At 52.3% G+C, this 25,427-nt stretch carries 10 protein-coding genes, 1 other RNA gene and 2 pseudogenes; 4 read left to right on the forward strand and 9 right to left on the reverse strand.

The features are described from left to right. Positions 1-21: 21 nt before the first annotated feature. Positions 22-1,218, reverse strand: a complete 1,197-nt coding sequence (locus HV243_RS06000) for a hypothetical protein (RefSeq protein ID WP_149330688.1) — start codon at positions 1,216-1,218, stop codon at positions 22-24. A gap of 98 nt (positions 1,219-1,316) precedes the next feature. Here HV243_RS06000 and HV243_RS06005 point away from each other — a divergent pair. From HV243_RS06005 to HV243_RS06015, 3 genes and pseudogenes are all read left to right on the forward strand, one after another. Continuing rightward, a pseudogene (locus HV243_RS06005) lies at positions 1,317-1,520 on the forward strand (AlpA family phage regulatory protein); the annotation flags it as partial. A gap of 48 nt (positions 1,521-1,568) precedes the next feature. Continuing rightward, positions 1,569-3,077, forward strand: a complete 1,509-nt coding sequence (locus tag HV243_RS06010; protein ID WP_053389396.1) for a DUF3987 domain-containing protein — start codon at positions 1,569-1,571, stop codon at positions 3,075-3,077. Positions 3,078-3,374: 297 nt separating this feature from the next. After that, on the forward strand, positions 3,375-4,055 hold the full coding sequence (locus HV243_RS06015) for an inovirus Gp2 family protein (RefSeq protein ID WP_053389395.1): 681 nt from the start codon (positions 3,375-3,377) through the stop codon (positions 4,053-4,055). Positions 4,056-4,255: 200 nt separating this feature from the next. Here HV243_RS06015 and HV243_RS06020 read toward each other — a convergent pair whose 3' ends face one another. Continuing rightward, complete coding sequence (locus HV243_RS06020; protein WP_131351262.1) at positions 4,256-4,531, reverse strand: hypothetical protein; 276 nt, start codon at positions 4,529-4,531, stop codon at positions 4,256-4,258. A gap of 450 nt (positions 4,532-4,981) precedes the next feature. Continuing rightward, a complete protein-coding gene (locus HV243_RS06025; RefSeq protein WP_053389393.1) occupies positions 4,982-5,602 on the reverse strand; it encodes a hypothetical protein in 621 nt (206 codons plus the stop codon). 389 nt (positions 5,603-5,991) lie between these two features. Here HV243_RS06025 and HV243_RS06030 point away from each other — a divergent pair, with 389 nt between their 5' ends. Then, positions 5,992-6,561 (forward strand): hypothetical protein, encoded by a 570-nt coding sequence (locus HV243_RS06030; RefSeq protein ID WP_131351259.1) that lies wholly within the window; start codon positions 5,992-5,994, stop codon positions 6,559-6,561. 287 nt (positions 6,562-6,848) lie between these two features. Here HV243_RS06030 and HV243_RS06035 read toward each other — a convergent pair. The 6 genes and pseudogenes from HV243_RS06035 to HV243_RS06060 form a co-directional block, all read right to left on the reverse strand. Beyond that, positions 6,849-8,090, reverse strand: a pseudogene (locus HV243_RS06035) (integrase). A 203-nt stretch (positions 8,091-8,293) separates the two neighbouring features. Next, positions 8,294-8,657, reverse strand: a transfer-messenger RNA (tmRNA) gene (gene ssrA, locus HV243_RS06040). Positions 8,658-8,729: 72 nt separating this feature from the next. Next, positions 8,730-9,893 carry an HlyD family efflux transporter periplasmic adaptor subunit gene (locus tag HV243_RS06045; protein WP_085951071.1) on the reverse strand — a complete coding sequence of 388 codons (1,164 nt, stop codon included), beginning with the start codon at positions 9,891-9,893 and terminating at the stop codon, positions 8,730-8,732. 7 nt (positions 9,894-9,900) lie between these two features. Continuing rightward, positions 9,901-12,087, reverse strand: a complete 2,187-nt coding sequence (locus HV243_RS06050; protein WP_053389391.1) for a type I secretion system permease/ATPase — start codon at positions 12,085-12,087, stop codon at positions 9,901-9,903. Beyond that, positions 12,084-13,493 carry a TolC family outer membrane protein gene (locus HV243_RS06055; RefSeq protein ID WP_181603940.1) on the reverse strand — a complete coding sequence of 470 codons (1,410 nt, stop codon included), beginning with the start codon at positions 13,491-13,493 and terminating at the stop codon, positions 12,084-12,086. Before HV243_RS06055 ends, HV243_RS06050 begins: the two co-directional genes overlap by 4 nt. Before the next feature lie 100 nt (positions 13,494-13,593). After that, a complete protein-coding gene (locus tag HV243_RS06060) occupies positions 13,594-24,867 on the reverse strand; it encodes a BapA/Bap/LapF family large adhesin (RefSeq protein ID WP_149330687.1) in 11,274 nt (3,757 codons plus the stop codon). Positions 24,868-25,427 lie beyond the last annotated feature (560 nt).

Below are 25,427 nucleotides of genomic sequence, written 5' to 3' on the forward strand. Positions count from 1 at the left end.
CGGATAGTAATGTTTTGTTTCTTATTTTTTTCTTTCCAGTTTTACTTTTAATGCCATTTTGATAACTGAAAAGGCTGAAGGCAGGTAACCAATAGGTAAGCTATCTAATGGGATTTTGTTTACAAGACAGAAGGCTTCGTCTATTTTATTTTGACTGAGAAAAGTGATGATTTGCAAAAGTTGGGAGTAAGGCTTTAATACATCTGAGTTAGTGGCGGCATTGAGACTGGATTCCATTTCGGCTAAATCCCACTTAGAGTATTTGTTGCCTTCACTAATGTTGAAAATAAGCCATTTTAATTCGTGAACGTAGCGATACGGTTTCTCCTCTATCATTACCGAAATCGGACGGACTGCTTCGTTATAAAATGGGAGTGTAATATAGTGTAACAGTCGTTCATCATACCCTCTGGAATAAAGATATCGACATAGAATGCCAAAGCTAGTGTTGTAATTAACGCCATTGCTCACTGTATGTCGGTAATGCATAGATATTGCTGTGACAGCAGAGGTCTTGCGTTCAAATGCAAGTAACACGTTAAGTGAAAGATAAGCTCTTTCAATTTTATTTAAATTCAGAAAATTGAGTTTGATGTTCTTTTCAGAGATGTAACTTTCATCATACTCTAAACGGCAATCTTTTATTATTCTCTTTATAGTCGCTTCCTTCTGTCCACTACTTGCTTTAATGTCATTAATGAAGCTAATTAGTGATGCCAGATGATCCGTGTAGTGAAACTCAAGTGTGCGAATATATTCTCGAAGATATTCCTTCACTCCTGAATAAATCTTTCTTTTATCAGCGCTTTCGTGTGGGCAGTGTATGCTGATTAAAAAACGATGAATATGGTAATAGAAATGCATTTCATCATCGGGGGGAAAAGAATTATAGACGTCTAATGCAACTATGGGGGGCAATGCGACCTGAAGGTATCGCTTTGTGATTTGTCGATTATCTAGGTGAGAAAAGACCGGAATATGCATTAGCGCGTTATATAGTTGCTCGTATTTGTAAAAAACTTCGCGTCTTTCTTCGAGGCTGAAGACTTCATTGCTGTCAATTATTCTTATTAAATCGTTATAGCCTTGATCGAAAAAATTCTGATGAAAGGAAAAACTGCCGTTTCCACGCACTTCACGCCGTTCGTCATCTTTTTCAAACAGGCCAAAACACTGGTAAAGACGATACATCATATCAGCAAAAGCATGAGTCCCCACGTTCCCTCCGGTTGGTTTCCGTTTTTTGACGGGGACAGTATCTCAGATGGTGTGAGAAAGTCGAATCCAGCTAAAGAGGTCCAATAGGAGAAGTGAAAATGCCGAACATTAGTGAACAAAAAGCACACCCGCTACGCATCCTGCGCATGGCAGAGTTGACAGTGATACTGGGGATATCCCGCTCAAGCATCTACGAAAAACTGAATCCTAAATCCAGATATTACGATGCCGAGTTTCCTAAACCGGTCCGGCTAGGGGCTGCATCCGTAGGATGGCGATCTACTGCTATTGACGAGTGGATCGCTTCCCGAACCGTTTAATTTTTTTGCAAAAAAATAAAGGATGTTGCAATGAGCAATAAAAACAAAATTAATCATGAACTTAACCTGAAGTTTGATATTCTGCCACGTCACATCAGGCATTGGGCTTCGCATTTGCACTACATAACTGGAGTGGCTATCGAGATAATCGTTGTTACGTTATTAGCCTTTTTAGGGCTGGCCTGTCAGGATTTGTACTGTGTTCAGTTAAAGAACAAGCAGCGCTCCCTTCTGGCCTTGTACCTGTTGCTGCTTTCAAGATCTGGCAGTGGAAAATCAACAATATTCAGATTGTTGAGGACCCCCTTTGCAGAACAAGAGCGGGAGTTTGAAGATGTTTATCGTGAAGAGCTTAAAGCATATGAGCGAATAAATATTCTTTGGGAGGCAGAGTTTAACGTATTAAAAAGACTTTATAAAAAGACTCTGAGCAAGGGAGAGGATACTACCGAAACGAGTAAGAAACTCGAAGAATGTATTGGCCGACAGCCGAAAGTGCCAGTAAGAAAGGTCATTATTACAACGAATCCGACAAGCGAAGCACTCGCAAAATCAATTGGACTGGGGTATCAAAATAAGGCGCTTTTTAATGACGAGGCAACCGCAGTGTACAAGGGGAGTGTGTTCAACAATCCCGCGCTACTCAATACATACTGGTGTGGAGACAAAGTTACAATAGATAGGGCTGCCACTGAAAGCTTTGTCATTGAAAATTATGTGTTTTCATATTTTTTAGCGATGCAGCCTCAACCCTATGACAATACCAGCAGACAGAAAAAAGCAAACATCAGAGAGACTGGATTACAGGCACGTACACAGATGATAGATATGGAGCAAATTATAGAACCATGCATCATCAACGGTGATTACACTCATAGTGAGGCGGTGCTTTCTGAATTGTACTCAGTGATAACGCGGCATATAAAAGCGGGTGTGAAGCGAAGAGAAAATGATGATGAACTAATAAAACTTTCTCTGGCACCAGATGCCCAGGAACTATTGGATACAACATCGTTAAGTTTGCAGCAAAAGATGAAACCTGGAGGTTCCTTGTTTCCCTACGATGATGTAGGTGCCCGTATTATCGAGCAGGGTCTCAGAATAGCAGGTATTTTTCAGGTTTCAGGTGAACCCGATTCGACAATAATATCAAAGGAAAATTTGTTATCAGCTTTGAATTTGATGGATTGGTTTGTCAATCACGCTATCACAAAAATTGATTCTACAAGAGAGCTTAGTGATGAAGAAAAAATATTATTCTGGCTGGAATCGCAACTTGTCGAAAATGGTTCCTACGATTTCAGAAGAAACGACATTATAAAAAAGGGCCCAAGATCCATAAGATGCTCTGAGCGGCTTATGCCAGCATTGGAAAAGCTTGAATCAAAAGGAATGGTGCAGCTATTCGAAGAGGCAGGTATCAATTATGTGAAATTTATAGGTTCAACAATGAACCCTGTCGAACTGGCAGCTAAGAACAATATGCCAATATACCAGGCTGGTGCGCTGACGCTGAGTAAGTTAGCTCGACCAGAATAACTTCAGAGTTATTTTGATTATATATCAGTTTGTTAGGGGTGTTTCTTGCCCAGGAATACTGCGGCTTTTCTCATCATCAAGCAGCTGCCTAAGTCACTTGGAAAGTCCGGTATATGTAATATATGTCTGCGTTATATAGGTATCTATGTCAAATAGCAATAAGCATATAAAACACAGTAATACATGCCAGTGAGCCAATGTGATCCTACTGCAATAGGGCACCGTAACCATTACTTAACCATCCCCCGCAATAACCTGGGTAGCTACTTGCTACCCATTATCCAGTGAACTTATATTATGAAATCACCTTACAGATTAACTGAAAAGCAGTTTAAGTTCCTGCAGCAGGAAGCTGAAAACAAATATGATTCCAGAATATCAAGCTATATGCTTCGTCGATCGCTTGCTGTGATATCTAACTATCTGGAAAACTATAGCCGGGTATTTGCATTACGCGTTGACCTGAGATTTGCTCAGTCCCATGTGCCTGGAGAACCAGACCTGCCGCTCTGCTTTCAGAAGGATGATGAGAAAGCCATAACTCGGGCTATAGAATCCCTTAAAAGCCAGTTACGTGAAGAGCACAAGCGTTCTGGCAGGGCCGGTGAGCCTACGCCACTCGGCTATATCTGGGCCAGAGAGCGTGTTACCGGGGAACATCATCACTACCATCTGGTTCTGCTGTTTGACAAAGAGGTTTATGCTTATCTGGGGAATTATACTGAATCTGATGCTGATAATATGGGAATCAGGATACAAAAAGCCTGGTGCAGCGCCATTGGGCTTGATTATCCTGAATATGCTTATCTCCCGCATTTCCCGAAGAATCATACCGCTTGGTTCACTCGGGATGATGCCTTAACTTTAAGCCCTAATTATTATGATTTCCTGCTGCGGGTTACTTACATGGCAAAAGAGTACAGTAAAGATTTCCATGACGGTTATCGTAACTTCGGTACAAGTCAGCTTATAGCTTGATTATTTGATAACGAAAAGGGCTCATTGCCCCTTTAACTCTGTTTTCAAATCAAATTTGATCTGACGCACCGATGATATATACCTGACCTGATTGGTCGCTATGAGCGAAAAGCGGTCGTCTCATTCAGCGTAAGAAGGTAAAGAACCGCCGTGAGGCGGTTTAGCTGTCTATAGCGGCCCCAAAATTGGAGTCACTGCGCTTATTGCCGGGAAAGTTGGGCCATGTAGAGCAAAGAGAGAAAGTTCTGGCGGGTACTGGCGAAAATATCCAGTAGCGCTATATCTTCTTTGTGAAAATACCAGTACAGGCAGAGGTACTGCGAATCTACAACCAACCAACGTTGCAGTGTCACGCCCATTTGCAGGGCACCAGGATCGGGCGGGTACCGCGCCGGATTGGTTTCAACCGCATCGAGCGCCCGCTCCAGTAGGTCATCAGTAAAATCCTGAGCCTCTTCCAGCGGCATCCGTGCCACCTAGTACGCTTGAATAACTCGAGGGTTTGCTCTTCTGTATTGGTGATGTATACGACCGTCACGTTGTCCTCTAGGCCCAACTGTTACCTAGCCGCTTTCCTGCGGGCAAAGGTATCACGACCAGAACTAAAACGGACTTCCTCATAATCGCGCTGGGACGACCCACCAGCTTCAGCACGGCTGCGGTTTCCATGTGCAGATGGCGTTCGGCCAGTTCAGCTTCACGTTCGTCGGCGGTCTGAACAAACAGCTCTGTAGTGCCATTTTTGGTTATGTAGACCTCACCTCTGAATTACTCAGGGGTGCAAAGCATTTCTCGGGCGGCTTTGTGAAATCGTCGTCATCGTATACACTTTTCTCTTTGGCCAGCGGTCTGAATGACCACACCAGCACACTGTTTCTGTCTACATTAGCAACAGTTCGCAGGCGGTGTAATATTCATCATAAATTTCACCCCTCTTCACTAGTGCGCCACACGGTGCCGGTTTCCTCCTTGAGACGCTCTATGTTTTTATAAAGCTGGTCGTTAATGTGCTCATTAACAAACTTAACCAGCGCTTCCCAGTGATTATTCCCACCAACATGCACATCAATAGTCATTCCGAGCCTGATCTCAAACTCAGTACCATCAAATCCAATCTCCGGATATGTGTTAATGGATTCGTGGTCACCATTGTGGGCATAGAGCTTGTTACGCATTCTCATGACTTCATCATGAATATCGCCCAGTTCATCCGGGACCTTGCTTCGTTCAATCTTGTACGTGCCCTTGCTCTCGGTGAATAGTCGCCCATAGGTCACGATAAAAGCCGTGGTTCTGGATGAGTTTTCCAGGTACCACTCGGTGGTCGCCTCAAACTCAACTTTCCCCAGTTGCTGGTGGTCATACGTCAGCTGTACAGCGGTCTGCATAGCTTTAATCAGCCCATGGATCTTGCGTAGAGTTCTATCAGCCTTTTGCAGCTTCTCGTGTGCCGTTTCTTGCATGGTGCGGATCCATTCAACGAACTCTGGAGGCAATTTGTCTTTCGGGATGGCGATAATCCCCTCATTAGGCAATACGTTTTCCATCAGGCGGCCCCTCTCTTAATCGTTTGTGCGTTTTGCTCGGCGCGGACCATGGCTACCAGCATGCGGCCGCGCTCCCTTTCTATAGCCTTGAAGGTATTTCTCCACCAGTTCCGGCAGGCGTTCAAAGTCGTCACTCTTCTCTGCACCTGCGCGGCTGGTATAAAGTGGCCACATCATTAGATGTGCTTCCAGAATCACAATCGTCCGCTGTTGGCGCGGAGCAGACGGAAAGCAAGATCGCTAGATCCGCTGAAGCCCGTGCCTAAAATTTAGGATAGGTGATGTAACCGTCTGTATATTCGAGCGAAGACTGAAATTGTGATGACTTAGTCTTCCTTGGTTAAGTATACTGTTCTTTTCGTTGATTGTGAGGATATATGGCACAGAATATGTCTAAGGAACAAAGAATTACGCTCATTACGCTAGCGACTTTAACTGCAGTAGTGGCAGTCCTTTGGTTTTTGTCTATGTTGATTGAGCATGAAATAAAAAGCTTTGGCCCCTTAGTAGTTTCGCTCTCGAGTGCAATACCAATTTTTTCTTTGTGGTGGCCATTTAAACCTAAGTACATATCCAAACGAATGCGAAATACATTATCTGTTGATTTAAATATCACGGACCATGTTCTATTTGGTGATGGCGATTACAAATTCGACCCTTATTTTGCCACTTCGTCAAACAAAAGCCTTCATGTTATAACAAGATTTTCAACATATCTTTTGGGTGGGGCTCCTGCCTCAGGAATATATAATTTCCATGAGATTGGCGATGCTGGAGCATTTCCAATAAATAATCTTGATATGAATAGTACACCTGTTGAGCGAGTGGTTATTTTGAAAAATATCCATAATAAATATGCCTTGATGAAAATAAATTCGATTGATCAGCAGTGCCCTCATATTTTCGAGATTGAGTATATTCTCAACAGCGCAGGTTCTGAGAATTTTACAGATTGCTGATAATAAACACTTGGCATAACAGCCAAGTCTTTTGGATCCTTACATCAATTTGAAACACCGAGGAGCATTAGACGCGAATAACCTCACTATTCATGATGATTTTCCAGAGTTGGGTGTTGTTTAACTGTCACAGTTTTTCAGAGGGGGATCACAATTGGTAGAGATTAAAAGGTCCGCTTTTGGCCCAAGCCAGACTGTCAGATTCGATTGCGATCTATCTACGATTCCTCCAGGACAGGTTTGAGTCAATGCACCTTTGTCGGGAAAATACCAGTCGAGCTCAAAATTCAGCCCACAAGTTTTAACCCCGTTTTCCCTGTTTCAACAATGCTCCCTCTGTCGGCCTTGCTAACAAAATCAGCCCACCACTGCATCATAGGTCGCCGTTGCTCAAGATAGTCACTGCGGTTGTAAGCTCGACGTACCTCATTTTTGTCTACATGAGCCAGTGCTGCTTCAATGACATCAGGCGGAAATCCTTCCTCATTGAGTGCCGTACTAGCGATAGAACGTAAACCGTGTGATACGAGTACGCCTCCTAAGCCAGCACGTTTGAGCGCTGCATTCACTGTTTGGCTATTCATCGGCTGGGTTGGTTTGATGCGACTGGGAAAGATAAACTCCCGGCCACCACTGAGTGACTTCATCAATTCCAGAATAGTGAGAGCTCCATCAGATAATGGAACTGTATGGTCCCGATTCATCTTCATTCAAGCTGCTGGAATTTTCCATTCGTTAGCATCAAAATCGATCTCATCCCATCGAGCTTCGGCAGCTTCGGCAGGGCGGGTAATGGTGAGAAGCTGCCACATGAACAGGCATCGTGTGGACAGGCTGATACTAGCCGTGCGCATAGTCTGCATTAGTTGTGGTAGTTGATCCGGGCGGATACTAGGCATGTTTTTCTTCTGCGGTTTCTCGAACGCTTTCCCTATGTTTACGCTGGGAACTGCATCAATCAAGCCTGTGTTCTGCGCATAAATCATGACTTCGTTAATACGCTGACAAAGGCGGCGAACAGTCTCTAATGCACCTCTTGCCTGAACCGGCTGAACTGCTTTAACCAGAGTATGAGCCTTAATCTCAGTGACACTGATATCACCGATTTCCGGGAAAACATCTCTCTCAAGCGAGCGCCAGATATCGTCGGCATAGTCCTCTGTTACGCTGGCTTTCTTCACATTCCACCAACGTTCGGCGACTAACAAGAAAGTGTTGGTTTTGGCCTCTTGTGAATTTCTGACCTGTTCTTTCTGATGCTCCTGCGGATCAATGTCTTTCGCCAATAAAACTTTAGATTCGGCTCTGAGTTTACGTGCATCAGAAAGCGAGACGGCAGGGTAGGCACCGAAGCTCTGTTTGGTTCTCTGCTTGGTTAGAGGCCGATAGTAACGGAATTGCCAGAGCTTACTACCGCTGGACTTGATTAGCAGAGTAAGCCCATCACCATCATACAGCTGGTAATCGGCATCTTTAGGTTTGGCGGCTTTGATTTCCGTATCGGTTAACGGCTTGGTTTTTCTTGCCATGGGGAGTCTCCATGCGTTTAGGCCCAACGAAAACAATAGAGCTTTTCGTTGGGCCTATCAATGGGCCTAAAAGGTTCGGATTTAATTAGTTCTCTTCGGACTTAGCGGGACAAATTGAGGGGACAAAAAAGCCCGCAGGGCTTGCGCCGTGCGGGCTCTTAGGACTTCATCGGATGACTCTGGTAATCACCGATGGAGAATTTTGGTGGAGCTGGCGGGAGTTGAACCCGCGTCCGAAATTCCTACATCCTCGGTACTACATGCTTAGTCAGTCTTTACATTCGCCTGGCACCTGCGGACAGACACGCCACTACCAGACTAGCCTGATTAGATTTAACGCTTCAACCCCAGGCAGGGCCTCCACGCGATCTCTTTTGGGTTTGACCTCTCTTTGATCCCCGTCTTAAGAGCGGAAGCTAGGGAGAGAGGGCTCAGAGCAGGTTATTAAGCTGCTAAAGCGTAGTTTTCGTCGTTTGCGACTATTTTTTTGCGGCTTTTTACGAGGCCAACCGCCCCTCGGCATGCACCTTGGGTTTCGCGAATCCCGTCGAATCCAGAATCAGCCCCAATGTGTTAGAGCAAGTATAACAGACTTGTGACACGCGTGACCAGCCCCCGCAACCCCTAATCCTCAAGGATTTACCGCTCGCGCAGCGCTTCTTTTGCGCGATTAAACGGTTTGATTAAATAGTCGACGATGGTTTTTTCACCTGTTTTTATATCCACTGTGGCAATCATTCCCGGTACGATGGAGAAATGGCGTCCCAGTTTGTTCTGTAAGAAGTCCTGATGGGTGCGGATAAACACGCGGTAGTAGAATATTTCCGGTTTCACTTTGTCTTGAATAGTGTCCGGGGAAATAGTTTCGACTACGCCTTCCAGACCGCCGTAAATCGCGTAGTCATAAGCGGTTATTTTCACCAGCGCCCGTTGGCCGGGGTGGATGAACGCGATATCGCGCGGAGACAGGCGGGTTTCAATCAGCAGATGATCGTCCAGCGGTACAATCTCCATCATCTCGCCATTGGGCGGGATAACGCCGCCAATGGTAGTGACCTGGATGTTTTTCACAATACCGCGCATCGGCGCGCGCACGGTCAGGCGGGTGACGGAATCCTCGCGTCCTTTCAAAATAGCCGCCAGCATATCCACTTCGGCATTGGCTTTTGACAGCGCTTCCCGCGCCTGCACGAAGTATTGTGAGCGCAGATCGGTGATTTTTAATCCCAAATCGCTTTTTTGTCGTTGCAGGCGCAGCACTTCAACGTGGCTGGCGGCACCACTTTTTTCCAGCCGTTGGGTTATGGCCAGCTCTTTATTTACCGAGACCAGCGCATCCTGCAGTTCTGCCATAGAATCAGCGAGCTGCGCGCGGCGACTTTTATACAAGCGCGTTTCGGAGGCGATGAGATCCGGCCAGGCGCGTAGTGAAGCGGGAAACACGAGCGGCAGATCGTTAACTTCGGCATTGAGCCTTGCGCTGGAAGCCAGTGAGGCGCGATAGCGGGCGGCGCTCTCCCCAACGTTGGACTCAGAGCGAGTGGGGTCGAGGCGCGCGACAATCTGATTAGCCTGTACTTTATCTCCTTCGCGTACCGTGAGCTCGGCGAGAATGCCGCCATCCAGCGACTGCAAAACCTGCTCGCGCGAGCTGGGGATTACCTTCCCGCTGCCGGTCGAGACTTCATCCAGCTTGCCGAAATACGCCCAGATACCCAGGACGGCAAACAGCAGCGTGCTGAGCAGAATAATGCGGCTGGCCCCGGAGAAACGGTGCTCGCGGCGGATATCGAGGTCGTCCATGGCAGCGTCATGCGGATTGGTTTTCATTTTTCCACTCCCGACCGTGAGTAGGGGCTGGTGCCCGGCTCGCATTCAGCGCCTGCGCTTTCGGGGCATCCATGACCAGTTGACCTTCTTTTAACACCACTACGCGCTCGACCAGCTCCAGAACCGGCACGCGATGGGTGGCGACAATCAATGTTCGGTTGCCCAGCCACTGGTTCAGGCGCTGAATAAACTCTCGTTCGGTATGTTCATCCAGCGAGGCGCTGGGTTCGTCGAGCAGCACGATATTGGGCGATCGCAGCAGCATTCTTGCCAGCAGGATCGACTGCCGTTGTCCACCGGACAGACCGTTGCCGCCCTCCATAATGGGGTGCGCCAGCCCTTTGGCGAGTTGTTTAACGAAAGCTGCCGCGCCGCTGACCTCCAGCGCTTCGAAGATCTGCGCGTCACTGGCATGCGGTGCGCCGAGGGTCAGGTTCTCGCGCAGGGTGCCAAAAAACAGCCGCGCATTCTGACTGAGAAAACCGATATTGCGGCGTAAATCGGCCATATCGATCTGCGCCAGACTCAGGTTATCGAGTCGGACATCGCCCTGGATAATCTCTACGCCACCCGCCATGGCCTGTAGCAGTGTTGATTTCCCGGCGCCGTTACGCCCGAGGATCGCCACCCGTTCGCCGGGCATGACCTCCAGACGCGAGATGCGCAGCGGAACGCGTTGATCGTCGCTGTGGTAGCGAAAGTGCGCGTTTTCAAACAGATAATGGCCGTGAAAAATCTCCTGATGCACACGGTCTTCATCGTACTGCGTTTCGGTGGGAAGCTGCATGATGCTGTCTAACCCCATCTTCGCCGCCTTGACCTGCTGCCAGCGGGCCAGCACGCCGCACAGGTTCGCCATCGGGGCAATCATTCTGGAACCGAGCATCGACGCGGCCACCACGGCCCCGGTGGTCATTGTGCCTTCAATGACCATCGGCGCGCCGAACATAATGATGGCGGCGTAGACCAGGCTTTGTACCGACATGCCCCAGCCAATCAGCCCCTGAGTCAGCTTGCGCGTGCGCAGTCCGGACTCTCCGGTAATACGGATATAGCTGTTCCACTGTTGTAAAAAGCGGTTTTCCGCCTGCATCAGCTTGATATCTTCCAGCCCCTGAACGCTCTCGACCAGCACCGCGTTGCGCAGGGTGGATTCATGCGCTGCCTGGTTGGCGAGCACCGCCAGTTTCTTCTGTAACAGCAAACCAGGCAGCATCATCAGCAGGGCCGCGACGGGGGCTATCCACGCCAGCGGCGGGGCGATAAAGGCCAGCACCACGATAAACAAAAAGAAAAACGGCAGATCGACAAGGGTCGACAGGGTTGAGGAGGTGATCATCTCGCGAACCTGTTCCAGCTCGCGCAGTTGAGAAATAAAGCTCCCCGTCGAGCGGGGAACGGCGCTGTTGCGCAGCCGCAATGCGTGGCTGAACACGCGATCGGAAATGCGCATATCAGCGCGTTTGCCGAGCAGGTCCATTATGTGGGTACGCGCTTCGCGCAGCAAAAAGCCAAACAGCACCGCCACCAGAACGCCGGTGGAGAGAACATACAGCGTTGGATAAGACTGGGCGGGGATCACCCGATCATAGACCTGCATCGAAAAGATAATCCCGGCGAGCGACAGGACGTTAATCAGAAAGGCGGCAATCATGACCGGCAGGTAAGGGCGGATGTCCTGTAATACCAGTTCGCGCATCCAGTCGGGCTTGAAGCGCGAAATATAGCGGTCTACCCGACTGTCCTTCAGCGCCGACAGCGGGCGCAGCGCGGTAATGCTCACGATCTCCGGCAGTAGTTCTGCAACTGTGAGTCGGTTACGCTGGCCCTCTTCGGCGATGATAAAAACATCCAACGCATCTTCACCGTTGAAATGTTCTATCACCATCAGTTGGCCGTCGAGCAGTTCCGCCACCACCGGCAGACGCCACTGGCCGAACGCCTGCGTGGCGGTATCCAGCGCATGAAATGACAGCCCTGCCTGACGCGCCAGCTGCGACAGGGCCATGACTCGGCTTTTTCCCGCAAACCACGGGGCGTTGGCCTGGATTGCGCCGGGCGAACAGGTAACGCGATAGTGGCTGGCAATATGCGTCATCGCCAGCGCCCACTGGCTCAGGGCGTGTTCGCCAATCGCATCTTCCGCATGTGTATCGACGTCGCTCATAGCTTTATCTCCACCGATTGAATACTGCGGTTATTTAAGGCGAACGCCTGGCGAAGCGATCCGGTGTTATAGAGGCAGTTCAACTGGAGCTGGCGCAGCTGGTTTTGAGTCTGGAGTTCAGCAAAACGGGCCTGATATACTTCCTGCTCGGCGTTAAGCACATCGAGCAGTGGGCGTGACCCGAGGTCCAGATACTGCTGTTGATAAAGCTCGCGCGTTTGTTCACTCAGCCGTTGCTGGCGACGCAGGATCTGCAGGGCAGTGGCGAGGCTCATCGCCTGGCTGCGGGATTCCAGTAATTTCTGCCGCACTTCAAGTCGGGTACGCTGGATGGAGTACTGTGCAGACTCTACCGCGTGACTGGCGGCGTTGCGTCTGGCGGTGAGTCCGCCCCCCTGATACAGCGGCATCTCGACTTTTACCCACGTGGAGTACTGGGTTTTGTCGAGCACCTCATGGCTGGGGTATTTGTCGTTGAGATAGTGCTGAACCGACGGCTCCAGGGAGATAGTGGGCGTCATCTGCGCGTTGGCGTAATCGAGATTTGCCTGTGCCACATTCGCCTGCGCCCATGCCGCCAGCACCGCGGGAACCAGCTTATCGTCCGGTTTGACCACATCACAACTGCTGTCCAGTTTGACCGGAAATTCGTTGCTGATGCCGTTAAGCGCGTTCCAGCCGAGGAAGCTCATCAGCGTTGCCTTGCTGCTGTCGAGATTGGCCTGATACTGCGCCAACTGAGAACGTGCAGACTCGATACGCGCATCGGTTTGCACCACGTCGGATAGCGAAGTTGCCCCTTCATCATTGCGTTGACGGATCAGCCGACCAATACCGTTCAAGGCGCTGAGCTGCTCTTCGGCGGCGTCCACCATTTGCTGCCACGTCTGCACCTGGACTATCGCGTTGGCAGTTGCATGGGCGATGGTATCAATACTGAGTAATACATTCGCCTGCTGTTGTGCGGATCCGGCGGTTTCAGCACGGACCTGGCTTGCCACTTTGCCGAAGTCGTACAGCATTTGCGACACTGAAATAACCAGGGCCGGGCTAAAGCCGTGATCGGTGTAAGTATTGCTGTAACCGTTGTTCATCCCGGCAGAAACCTGCGGGTAATATTTTGATTTCGCCACGTCGATCTGCTCATTTTGTGAGAGCAGTTTGCCGATGGATTCACGAATAGAAGGATGCCAGCTCACGGCGCGACTCACTGCGTCGTTGAGCGTCAGGCTGCCGGGGGCGGCGGCGCTCAGCGGCAGATCGGCAACCGCGCCGTCCAGCGAGGGCAGCATCTGGCTGGTGGCCAGGCCTTCCGGCGTAATAATTTGCGGTTCATCTTCGGCATTCACCCGCAGGGTACAGAGCGTTAATGCCAGCAGTAAGGCAACAGGCGCGACATTTCTCATAGTTTATCCCTTACAAAATACGGCAGCGACGACTGTTATTGCCCCGGACGTCATGGCATCCGGGGCTGTAGTTATGGCGCTTTAACGTTATGCGTTAGCTTCAGGGCACAATGTGATTTTGTTGCACCAGCTCATCGAGCGTGGTGTGTACGTTCTCCAGCGTTATGAGATTGGTTGAGTGATAAGTGTTGCCCGTACCGTCGCGGTCGATAGCAATCACCGTGTTGTTACCGTTGGTGGTCACGGTGAGGTAGTTGCCGAGCGTAGCGTTCTGCCCGTTCCAGCCCACCAGCAGGTCGCCGATATCGATTTTGTCGCCCTGGGCCAGCGAGAAGTTGGTCCAGGTATCGGTAGGTCCAACGCCAACATTGCCAACGTTACCACCGGTAGCGTCGTTGGCGTTGAGCAGGTGATAAATCAGCGTATCGCCGTAGATACTGCCGGTAAAACGATCGGCATCTACGGTGCTTACAACCTGCGGATTCATGTTGATGGTCAACGTAGCGGTATCGGTATGCCCATTCTGATCGTTTAGGGTGTAAGTAAATGTCTCTTTGGTGAGGATGGTGGAAAGTGAGACATCGCTGTTGAGGGCGTAGGTGTAATGACCATCAATGCCAATGGTCAGTTTGCCGTACAGCCCGTTAATGATGGCGCTGGTCGTGCTGCTCAGCGGATCCAGCGTGGCGGTGCTACCGCCCGTGCCGCTCACCGTCAGCAAGGTATGCACGCTGGCAATATGGTCCCCGTCATAAATGTTGCCGGCGACGCTGTTTGCCGCGGACGTTTCGACGTTCTGCAGGTCGATTATCGTGCCTTTCACGCTAGGGGTGATGGTGATATTCCCCAGCCCTAAAGCCCCGACGCTGCCGGTGTAGTCGAGTCGATAGTTACCGGGGTGCAACATGATCCCCAGGGCAATATCGATATTGCCGCCAATAAGCAATCCACCGTTGAATGAGTTACTGGCAACCTTGACGTTGTTGCTGTCATACAGCGCCCAGGTGACGGTCAGTCCGCCCAGCGTCAGACCTGAAGCAACGTTAAAATGCAGTATGGCGTTTTGCACCGCCGTTCCCGTCGCGACCTCAATGACGCCAGTGCCATTTTGTGAGGTGGGAGAAAGGAGTTGGGCGTTCCAACTGGCGTTCCCGACGCTGTTGTCAGCAAACAATCTGGAGGTGTCCGCCTGCGTGGTGACCGCCATCGTGCTACTGATGTCATTTACGGCGTCCAGCGGCTGCGGCGTTGGTTTGATATTCAGCGAGGCGCTGCCGGTATCGCCGTTTGGTGCTCTGACCTTATACACGAAGCTGTCCGGGGTGTTGATACCGTCTGCACCCAGTCCGCTTCTTAGCGTGTAGGTGTAGTTCCCCTTCGCATCGATAGTCAGCGTGCCGTACAGCCCATTAATAGTGGTAGTGCCCGTCCCGTTAACGACAATACCGTTTACTTCGGTGATAACGGTATTGGTCGGAGCCGAGTCGTTGACCAGCAGATTGCCATTGGTTGTCGCACTCAGGCTGTCGACGGCGTAGGTGTGATCGGCCTGAATATTCAGGGTATAGCTGGTCAGCAGCGTCAGGCCGCCGGAAGCGTTAAGCAAGAACAGATAATCGCCACCCGGTAGCGTAATGGTATACGCTGACGAACTTCCGCCCAGTAGGGCGGTGACCCAGTTTGGCTGTACCCGGTACTGCTCATACTGCTGAATTGACTCGTTGAAGCGATAAACATAGAGATCGAAGCCGCCAAGCGTCACGCCGAGAACATTCGCCTGTACGGTCAGCGTGCGGGTTGCGCCATCGTCAACGTTGAACTTAATCGGGTCAGTCAGACCGTTGACCAGATTGACGTCCAGCACATTGCCGAGTCCGACGCTGGCGAGCGTGAAGCCGGTTTGTTGTGAAGGCAAGTGGTCAACCGCGATGACCTGCGTTCCGTAAGTCAGCACTGCTGCATCGTCTGCCGCGGTTACCGTGCTGGTGGTTGGGGCCTGACCGAGCGTTACCACCAGTTTTGCCGAGGAGTGATCGCTGCCATGCGTCAGCGTGTAGGTGAAGCTTTCGGAGCGCCCATACACCGAGATTGACGTATTGGTCAGGGTATAGGTGTAGCTACCGTTCTGATTGATATGCAGGATGCCGTATTTCCCCTGCACATCAATGCCGCCCGCCGGGATATTCACGACGTTGCCGTTACCGTCGGTGATGGAGGTGACCAACGTGCCGGAAGGCGCATTATCCTGCCCGTTGGCGGGATCGGTATCCGTAATGATGTTCCCGGATTCCGTGGTACCGCCGATGATGGTCCCTGCGCTGGCTTTCACCACCGAGACATCAAGGCTGGTGTATGCGCCGGTCGCCAGCAGGTTGGTGTTGTAGCTGACCACGCGGTAATCACCACCAGTCAGCCCGCTGTAATTGAGCGTTACGCCCGAGGCACCCAGGGTGAGCAGGCTGGCGAAGTCTGGTTTCCCGGTATCCACCACCGTTACCCAGGCATTCAGCCCGGTGTCAAAGCGCTGGATAACGACTTCAAGCGTGTTTAACAGCGACAGCACCACGCCGGTCGCGGCGGCATTGATCGTAATGGACCCGCTGTCGCCAGAAGCGATGCTGAAATTAACGCTTGCCGTATCGTTCCCCAGCACGTTGGCGACATTCCCCAACGCATTAACCAGCAGGAAACCATAATCGCTTTGATGCTCGGTGCTGACGATAACATCGGTTTGCAGCGGCAGGCTGGTGACGTTGTCTTCAGCCAGCAGTGGCAATACCGGTGCGATAGCGCTTGTCGGCGATGAGGTATTGCCCGCCGCATCGGTCGCCGTGGCGGACAGCGACTGGCCTTCAATTTGGCGAACCGGCAGGTTGACGCTGTAGACACCGCTGCTGTTGGCGATTGCCGTCACGCTGGTGCCGCCGGGCAAGGAGATAGTGACCGTGCTTCCCGCTTCGGCGACGCCGCTGACGGTGGCGCCATCGGCGCTGATCAGTATCGTTGGCGCGGTCGGTGGCGTGGTGTCCACAATCACGCTGAACGAACTGGACAACCCGCTTGCGCCGTTGGCGTTTGTTGCAGTGGCGGTAAACGCGTGGTTACCTTCGCTGAGCGCCCCGGATGGGGTAAAGCTCCAGATCCCGTTACCGTCTGCGGTCGTGGTGCCCATTAGCACGCCGTTGTTGTACAGGCTGACGATGGCGTTAGCCTGCGCCGTTCCGCTGAGCGTTGGCAGCGTATCATTGGTGGTTTTACCGGGGGCGACGGACCCCGTGATCGTACCGACGTCATCGAGAACGCTGGCAATAACCGGCGCAGGCGGTACGCCAGTAAACGGTGCCAGAACATTACCCGCCGTGCCGATGTTGCCTGCGGCATCCTGGGCGCTGACCTGCAGCGTTTGCCCACTGATTTGCGGTGGGTTCAGCGTGAAGGTGAAATTACCGGAGGCGTTGGCGGTTGCCGTGCCGAGCACCGTTCCACCGCTGGAGGTAATAATGACCGTGCTGTTTGGCTCGGCAACGCCGGTGAGCGTGGTACCGTTGGCGTTTACCGCCAGCCCTGTAGGAATGCCCGGGGCGACGGTATCGACCACGATCGCTGCCGCAGACGATATGCCACTGGTATTACCCGCACTGTCCGTTGCGGTGATGGTAAAGGAGTGGGTACCTTGTGCCAGCGCGGTGGTTGGGGTGTAACTCCAGTTACCGCTGCCGTCCGCCGTCACGCTGATGACAAAGCTGCCGTTATCGTAAATATCGACCCGCGCGTTGGCTTCTGTGGTGCCGTTTAACGTTGGGCGTGCATCGTTGGTTGGCTGATTAGCGCCAATCGCCCCGGTGTTTGGCCCGACGTCGTCAATAATGCTGCTGATTGAAGGCTGCGTCGGCGCCGTGGTGTCGACCACCACGCTAAAGCCTGCCGTCGCACTGCTGGTGTTGCCCGCCGCATCAGTCACGGTGACGGTGAAGGTGTGCGATCCATTCGTCAGCGGCGTAGTTGGGGTAAACGACCAACTGTTATTACTTTGCACCAGCGCCGTACCCAGCAGGGTGCTTCCATCATAGATGCTGACGGTGCTGCCTGCCTCGGCGGTACCGTTCAGCGTCGGGCGCGCATCGTTGGTCAGTTGTCCGTTGTTGAGCGCCGCATTGAACACGCCGCCTGCGATATCATCCACCACTGAGACCAGCAGCGGGGCGGATGGCGCAATGGTGTCGACATTAATAATAAACCCGCCGGAGGTGGGACTTACGTTTCCGGCGGCATCGGTGGCGATAGCGGTAAACACATGCTGACCGTTACCCAGCGCGGCAGGCAGATATTCCCAGGTGCCGTCTATCGCCGCAGTTACCGTTGCCAGCAGCGTGCCATTATCGTAGATGGCTACCCGGGCACCGGCTTCCGCCGAGCCGTTGAGTACGGGACGGGTGTCGTTGGTAAAGGCCCCGCTCGACAGCGTTCCGGTTCCCGGTAGCACGTCATCAAAAGCCTGGATAATCGTTGGCGCAAGCGGGGCGACGGTATCAACAACGATGTTAAATCCAGCGGACGTGAGGCTGACGTTTCCGGCAGCGTCGGTGGCTGTCACCGTCAGCGCGTGGTTACCGTTGCCGAGCTCGGTTCCTGGCGTGAAGCTCCAGGCGCCCGTGCCATCCGCTGAGGTAAAGCCGATAAACGATCCGTTATCGTAAACTCTTACCGTGGAATTGGCTTCAGCCGTGCCGCTAAGCGTCGGGAGTGGGTCGTTCGTGGCCTGACCGTTGTTCAGATTACCGATCAGCGGGCCGACATCATCTGCAACCTGAGTAATCGCTGGCGTACCAGGCAACACGGTATCCACGATAAGCGCGAAGCCATTGGATGGCTGGCTGGTATTACCGGCGCTGTCGGTGGCGGTGACGGTCAGCGTATGCGAGCCGTTACTGAGTGCATCCGTTGGGGTTAAGCTCCAGGTGCCGTTAGCCCCAACGGTGGTGGTGCCGATGGGCTGACCATCGCTCAGGACGGTTATGGTCGCGCCAATTTCACCGGTGCCGCTCAGGGCCGGACGGGATTCATTCGTGGTCTGCCCGTTGGTTATCGGGCCTGTTGTCGGTGCGGTGCTGTCCTGAACTGAGCTGATGACTGGGATTGACGGGGCAACTGAGTCCAGCTCAATAGTAAACGATGATGATACTCCGCCGGAGTTACCTGCCCGATCAGTGGCAAAGGTGGTGAATATATGTTGTCCCTGTCCCAGCGGTGCATCCGGTGTGAAGCGCCAGTTGCCTGACTCGTCCACCTGCGCTGTACCGATGGCGACGCCATTATCACGGATCGTGATGATGGTACCGATCTCGCCTTTGCCGTTCAGCGTAGGCTGCGCATCGTTTGTCAGTTGTCCGTTGGTCAGCGCTGTATTGCCAGGCTGATCGTCAATTACGGAGGTAATGGTCGGTGCCGCTGGCGACAGCGTGTCGACGACAACCACAAACGGCGGCGTTGCCGGGCTGATATTGCCCGCGCCATCTGTGACGGTGGCAGTCAGCGAGTGGCTGCCTTCACCGAGAGCAGGCGCAGGCGTAAAGCTCCAGTTGCCGTTTTCATCGCTGATGGTTGTGCCGATGACCGCCCCGTTATCGCGGATGGTAACAAGCGAATCCGCCTCGGTAACGCCAGCAAGCGTTGGGGTATTATCGTTGGTCAACTGCCCGGAGGTTAGGATTTGGGTTGTACCAACGTTGTCTGTGACTGTCACAATAGAGGGGGCATTCGGCACCAGGGTATCGACAATGATCTGGAAATCACCGGATGGATCTCCCTGGTTGCCTGCGGCATCTGTTGCGCGAGCGGTAAAGATATGGTCGCCTTCTCCCAGCGGAGCGGTCGGGGTAAAACTCCAGAATCCGTTGCTGTTTACCGTGGTAGTGGCATAAGCGATGCCATTATCGTAAAGGGTGATGGTTGCCCCCGCTTCGCCGGTTCCGTTAAACGTCGGGCGTGAATCGTTGGTAATTTGCCCTTTATCCAACGATCCGGTGCCGGGGGCAATATCGTCAATAATGCTGGTGATAGTTGGCACCTGCGGGGGCGTGGTGTCGATGGTGATTGCGTAGTTGGGCGACAGACCACTTGGGGTACCGTCCACCGTTTGTGAAACCGTGAAGTTATAGGTAATGCCGTTAGTCAGCGCAGTGGGTAGCTGATAACTCCATGCGCCAGACACGGCATCGGCGGTTACCGTGGCGATGAATGCGCCATTTTGATAGATAGTCACCGATGCCCCAGCAGTGGCCGTCCCTTGCAGCAGCGGTAAGGTGTCGTTGGTGGTTTTACCGTTGCCAATCACCCCCATGATGGGCGCGATGTCATCAACGATCTCAAGAGTCGGTGGATGCGGAACGCTGGAGGTAGCGGCGTTAAACGTTGTCGGATCGCTTTGATTTCCGGCGGTATCCTGAGCGATGGCGTTGAGCGCCTGACCGGTTGTTTGCGCTGGCGAAATGGTGACAGAGAAGTTACCAGAACCGTCTGCCACCCCCTGGCCGAGAATGGTGTTACCGCTGCGAATAATCACGGTGCTGCCGGCATCGGCCGTACCGCTTACCAGCGTCCCGTTAGGATCTACGCTGGTAACCGTAGGCGTTGCAGGCGGCTGGGTATCGACAATCAACGTCAGCGGGTTATCTGCAGCCAGTGAGTTACCTGCGGCATCCACTGCGCCGAACGTCAGTGTGTGAGTGACGTTCGGCGTGAGGGGAACATCCACACTCCAGGTGCCGTTCGCGGCCACGGTGGCAGTAGCAACAGGATTACTACCCTCATAAATAAGCACGGTACTGCCAGGTGTGCCGGTCCCGCTAATGGTCGGGGAGGTATCGTCCGTGACGCTGCCACTGGTTAGCGAACCGGTAAAGATTCCAACGTTATCCTGGATATCCGTTACCTGCGGTAACGTCAGCTTCGTGTTGTTAACCGTAAACGAAATACTGTTTGAATTGCTGCTGATGTTACCTGCCGGATCGGTTGCGGTAGCGCTTAACGTGTAGCTTCCGTTCGCCAGCGCAGTCCCTGGCGTAATACTCCAGGTTCCGCCAGCCACCGTTGTAGTACCGATTACCGTCCCCCCGTTATACAGGGTGATGGTATCCCCGTCTGTGCCAGTACCGCGAATGGTTGGCGTGGTGTCATCAGTCACGGCATCTGGCGCAAGGTCGCCCGTGGCGTCACCGACATTATCGTTGGCGGCGCTAATCACCGGAGGTGCAGACGGCGTCGTGTCGATGTTCAGTGTTATGGCGTTAGATGGCAGGCTGACGTTGCCTGCTGGATCGGTTGCGGTGAGAGTTACCTGATAACTACCAGGAGCAACCGGTGCTGACGGAGTGAAGCTCCAGGTACCGTCTGCACCTACTGTTGCTGTTCCCTGCAATGGGGGAGTACCAGCAAGATAGAGGGTAATCAGATCCCCGACGTTCCCCGTGCCGCTAAAGGTTGGCGTGGTGTCATTGGTGTTGCCATTAGTGACCACACCCGTTACCGGAGCCACATCGTCGGTAATGATTGGCGCGGCTGGTTGTGCGGGAGGCGTATTGTCTACTGTCAGAGTAAAGCTTGCCGATGGGATCCCCGTGTTGCCCGCGACGTCAGTCGCCGTGGCGGTAAATTTATGCGGTCCGTCGGCGAGTGAGGTTGGGGTAAATGTCCAGGTGCCGTCTGGCTGTACGGTGACGGTGCCAATAGAACCGCCATTATCATAAATCGTAATCTTCGCGCCGGGCTCGCCGATTCCGGAGAGTTCGGGATTCGAGCTCTTGGTACTGCTGCCGTTATTCAGCGTTTGTAGATTTGTCCCAATCAGACCTTCTGCAGAGCTGATAACCGGGGCAACTGGTGGGGTGGTATCAATCGTCAGCGTAAAGTTCCCGGCATTGCTGGCGTTGCCTGCAGCGTCCGTGGCGATAGCGGATAAATTGTGTGCGCCTTCACTGAGCGGTTGGCTGAGTTGAATACTCCAGGTGCCGGCGGGTAAAACCGTTGTGCTGCCAATTGGCGTGGAACCCTCATAGAGGGTGATTGTAGAACCGGCTATTCCGGTTCCTTTCAGCTCTGGTAAGGTATCGTTTGAACGGCTTCCGGAAAGCAGATCGATCGGCGCATTCCCAACGTCGTCGGTGGCAGCCAAAATGACAGGATCGCCTGGCGGTTGAGTATCTACGGTAACGCTGACCACAGTGGGTGAGGTGATGACATTACCGGCGGCATCGGTTGCCGATACCGTAAACTGATGAGTGCGATCGCTGAGCACCTGATTTCCCGGAACGGTATAGCTCCAGGTGCCTGAACTGTCGACAAGAATAACCGTCATCAACAGACTGCCATCGTACAGGCTCACCAGTGAACCTGGTTCACCGGTACCCGAGAGGGTTGGCGTGTTATCGTTGGTGACCCAACCGTTATTTGCAACGTTGCCCGTAATGCTGCCAACATCATCGTTAACCAACGTTATTACTGGAACGGTTGGGGCGATGCTATCGACAATAATTTTCCAACTGGCGGCGCTGCTGGTGTTGTTGGCAGCGTCTGTTGACGTCACCGTAAATACGTGCGCGCCCTGGCTTAGTGCTGCGGTGGGCGTATAGTTCCAGTTACCGTTGTTATCAGCGTTAACGGTCGCAAGCAGGGTGCCATTATCATAAATTTTGACCCGCGAACCTGCTTCGGCGATGCCTTCAATTTTCGGTTTATCGTCGTTGGTTAACCCATTGTTATTGATGGGGCCAGTGAAATCGTCAACATCATCAGTAACGGCAATAATAACTGGCTGGTTTGGTGCAGTGATATCCGGAGCCAACGCGGAGGTAGGCTGACTCTCGTTATTGCTGCTGTCCGTTGCGGTGACTTTTACCGTTTCGCCGTTCTTTTGCGACGGCGCTATAGACACGGTGAAATTGCCGCCGCTGTCAGCCTGGCCTATGCCAATCGGGTTACCGTTGCTGTCTTTAACGGTGACGGTGCTTCCCGCTTCAGCATGTCCGCTTACAGAACCGCCGTCTCCGGCGACGGTGACGCCGGTTGGCGCATCAGGTGCGGTGGTGTCCGGTGCGGTGACAGAGGCGTTGTCGCCCTTGTTACCTGCGGTGTCGGTCGCATTTGCCGTAAGGGGCTCGCCGTTGGTTTGCGGCGGAACCAGCGTTGCGGTGAAATCCCCATCCGTATCGGCAGTTGCCGTACCAATGATATTGCCATCTGGATCCAGAATATTGACCGTACTGTTGGGTTCGGCCTTGCCGGTGACCTGGTCGCCAGTGCCATTAACTAGCAGGTTTGTTGGGGGCTGTGGCGCGGTAATGTCTGGTGCAAGCGCTGTTTCAGGCAGGCTTGGGTTTCCTGCCGGATCGGTTGCGATGGCTTCAATGGTTTCGCCATTGGTCTGTGGTGGGTTAATGGTGATGGTAAATGAGCCGTCCGTTCCGGCGACGCCGCTGCCGATCTGAGTTCCGCCACTGCCGGTGATAACCACGGTATTACCTGGATCGGTCGTTCCGGTGACGACAGTCCCATCCGCAGATACGTTGAGATCATCAGGTGGCGACGGTGGCTGGGTGTCGATGCTGATATTGAACGCTGGTGACATGCCTCCTGTACCTGACTGGTTTGTCGCGGTGGCGGTGAAGGCGTGTAGCTCATCTGATAACGGGGAGCTGGAAGTCCATGTCCAGTTACCGTTACCGTCAGCCAGTACGCTGTCGATAATTGTGCCGTTGTCGTAAATAGTCACCGTGCTGTTGGCGTCGGCAGTGCCAGAGAGCGTGGGGGTATTATCGTTGGTGGCCTGATTATTGCTCAATGGTCCGGTTGAGGGGGCAAAATCATCCATTATGCTGACGATAACAGGCACGCCCGGGTAGCCAGAGTTGGTGGCATTGAAAGAGGTATCTGGCCCGATGTTGCCTGCCTGGTCCTGAATTTTCGCGATCAGCGCTTCACCGTGCGTCTGTGAGGGCGAAATCGCGATGACGAAATTGCCGGTTTGACCGACCGTTGTTGAACCTAAAACCTGATTATTACTGCCGATGATAATGACCAGGCTTCCCGCCTCAGCGCTACCGGTTACCGTTGTACCTTCCGGATTAACGGAGGAAATGACTGCGGCTGCAGGCGGGGTGGTATCAACGGTGAATGTCGGCACGCGCGTTTCCGCGCTCACGTTACCTGTGGCGTCAGTTTGCGTCAGCGTCAGATTGTGAACACCATCGCTGAGCGGAATGTCCGGTGTAAATGTCCAGTTACCATTGCTATCTACAGTTTGCATACCAATCAGGATGCCATTGTCATAGATGTTGATGGTACTACCTACTTCGCCTGTGCCAGTGAGCGTCGGCGTGGCATCGTCGGTTACGCCGTTATTGGCGATAAAGCCGGTAATGGAACCGACATTGTCGGTTTCCTGAGTGACCACGGGGGCGTCGGGGGCAAGCGAATCGACAATAATTTCCCAACTGTCCGACATGCCGCTGCTGCCAGCACCGTTTGAAGCGCTGACGGTAAACTGGTGTGTGCCGTCCGCCAGAGGAGAGGATGGCGTAAACGACCAGTTGCCGTTGGCATCGATTGTGGCCTGGCCTATTTCGACGCCGTTATCAAAAATATGTAATGTGGCATTCGCGGGGCCGGTGCCCTGGAGTGTCGGCGTATTATCGTTGGTGGATTCCTGCTGATTGACAGGGCCAGTAATCAGGTCCTGGTTATCGATTATGCTGGTGATAACGGGGACGTCTGGCCTGTTAGGAGTTGTTGTTGGCGGTGTGCCGCCATCACCGTCACCGTCACCGTCACCGTCACCGTCACCGTCGCCATTACCGTTACCGTTACCGTTACCTTCGCCGTTGCCATTGCCGCCGCTACCATTGCCGTTCCCGGTATTACCGTTTCCAGCGTTATTATCACTCCCACCGCCACCGCCACCGCCGCCACCACCACCCGCAGCGAGGCCAATCCCGCCAGCGACAGCGATCCCGCCAAGAACCCACGGCCAGACGGCGCCGCCTTCATGACTGCCTTCGGCCGTCATCAGCGGTGTGAGATCGTCCAGGTGCTGGAAATGGAATGCTCCGTCAGTATCCTGAACCCACCACAGTGCGCCATTACTGTCCTCCAGAACAAGTTGGTTTTGCGCTTCGCCTTTTCCGAGGTAGAAATTTTTAATGGTGATGGTTTCACCTGAGCGGAGTGTGACAACCAGATCCTGATTAACGCGCGTGAGTTGACTCACCTCCTCACGCGACACAGACAGTTTCACGATAGAAGGTGAACTGAGCGTAACTTCAGAGGCTTCAACATTTGTGGAAACGCCAGTTAATTTTGATACAACGGCGAGTAGACGCATATGTTCACTCCTGATGGCATGCCGGGAGTATTAATCCGCAACAGCGCGTTGGGAAAATGAGCAGACAGGGGCTCCGTTCATCATAAAGATGAATTTACACATGTAATTTCATTGATTAGGTCACATAGATGTTAGTTTATTGATTAAATACGTCTGGCCCTTTCGGCTGAATAGTTCTTTCGTATTAGATGATATAGTCAGAAAGAAAGTATTCTGCAACTTATCCATATTAAAAAAGTAATTAGTCATTTGAAAAGGATACTTTCCAGTTTGCTTTTAACGGTTGTTTTCATGGCAACTAATTGTATTTAAATGATTTTGTTTTTATTGAAATGAATGTCAATATAATAAACAATAGTAATAATAGTGTTATTAAATAAATGGAAATATGAATGCTATGGTCTTGAACTTTTATATTATTGGACTATAGACCGCAACGGTAATGACAGGGGGTTTATTTCATATCTGAACGATTCAGCATAAATAAACTATAAACTCGGTGAATGTATTTTGTGGGTTTCGATAACTAAAAAATAAGAACCAGTCTCAGGAGGAGAGAC

Source organism: Citrobacter sp. RHBSTW-00599 (assembly GCF_013784065.1).
GTDB lineage: Bacteria > Pseudomonadota > Gammaproteobacteria > Enterobacterales > Enterobacteriaceae > Citrobacter > Citrobacter braakii.

Coding starts and splice junctions, on each gene's coding strand:
- HV243_RS06050 (WP_053389391.1), bottom strand. CDS start 12,087: ATGAGCGACGTCGATACACATGCGGAAGATGCGATTGGCGAACACGCC.
- HV243_RS06025 (WP_053389393.1), bottom strand. CDS start 5,602: ATGGAAAACGTATTGCCTAATGAGGGGATTATCGCCATCCCGAAAGAC.
- HV243_RS06055 (WP_181603940.1), bottom strand. CDS start 13,493: ATGAGAAATGTCGCGCCTGTTGCCTTACTGCTGGCATTAACGCTCTGT.
- HV243_RS06030 (WP_131351259.1), top strand. CDS start 5,992: ATGTCTAAGGAACAAAGAATTACGCTCATTACGCTAGCGACTTTAACT.
- HV243_RS06045 (WP_085951071.1), bottom strand. CDS start 9,893: ATGGACGACCTCGATATCCGCCGCGAGCACCGTTTCTCCGGGGCCAGC.
- HV243_RS06015 (WP_053389395.1), top strand. CDS start 3,375: ATGAAATCACCTTACAGATTAACTGAAAAGCAGTTTAAGTTCCTGCAG.
- HV243_RS06010 (WP_053389396.1), top strand. CDS start 1,569: ATGAGCAATAAAAACAAAATTAATCATGAACTTAACCTGAAGTTTGAT.
- HV243_RS06060 (WP_149330687.1), bottom strand. CDS start 24,867: ATGCGTCTACTCGCCGTTGTATCAAAATTAACTGGCGTTTCCACAAAT.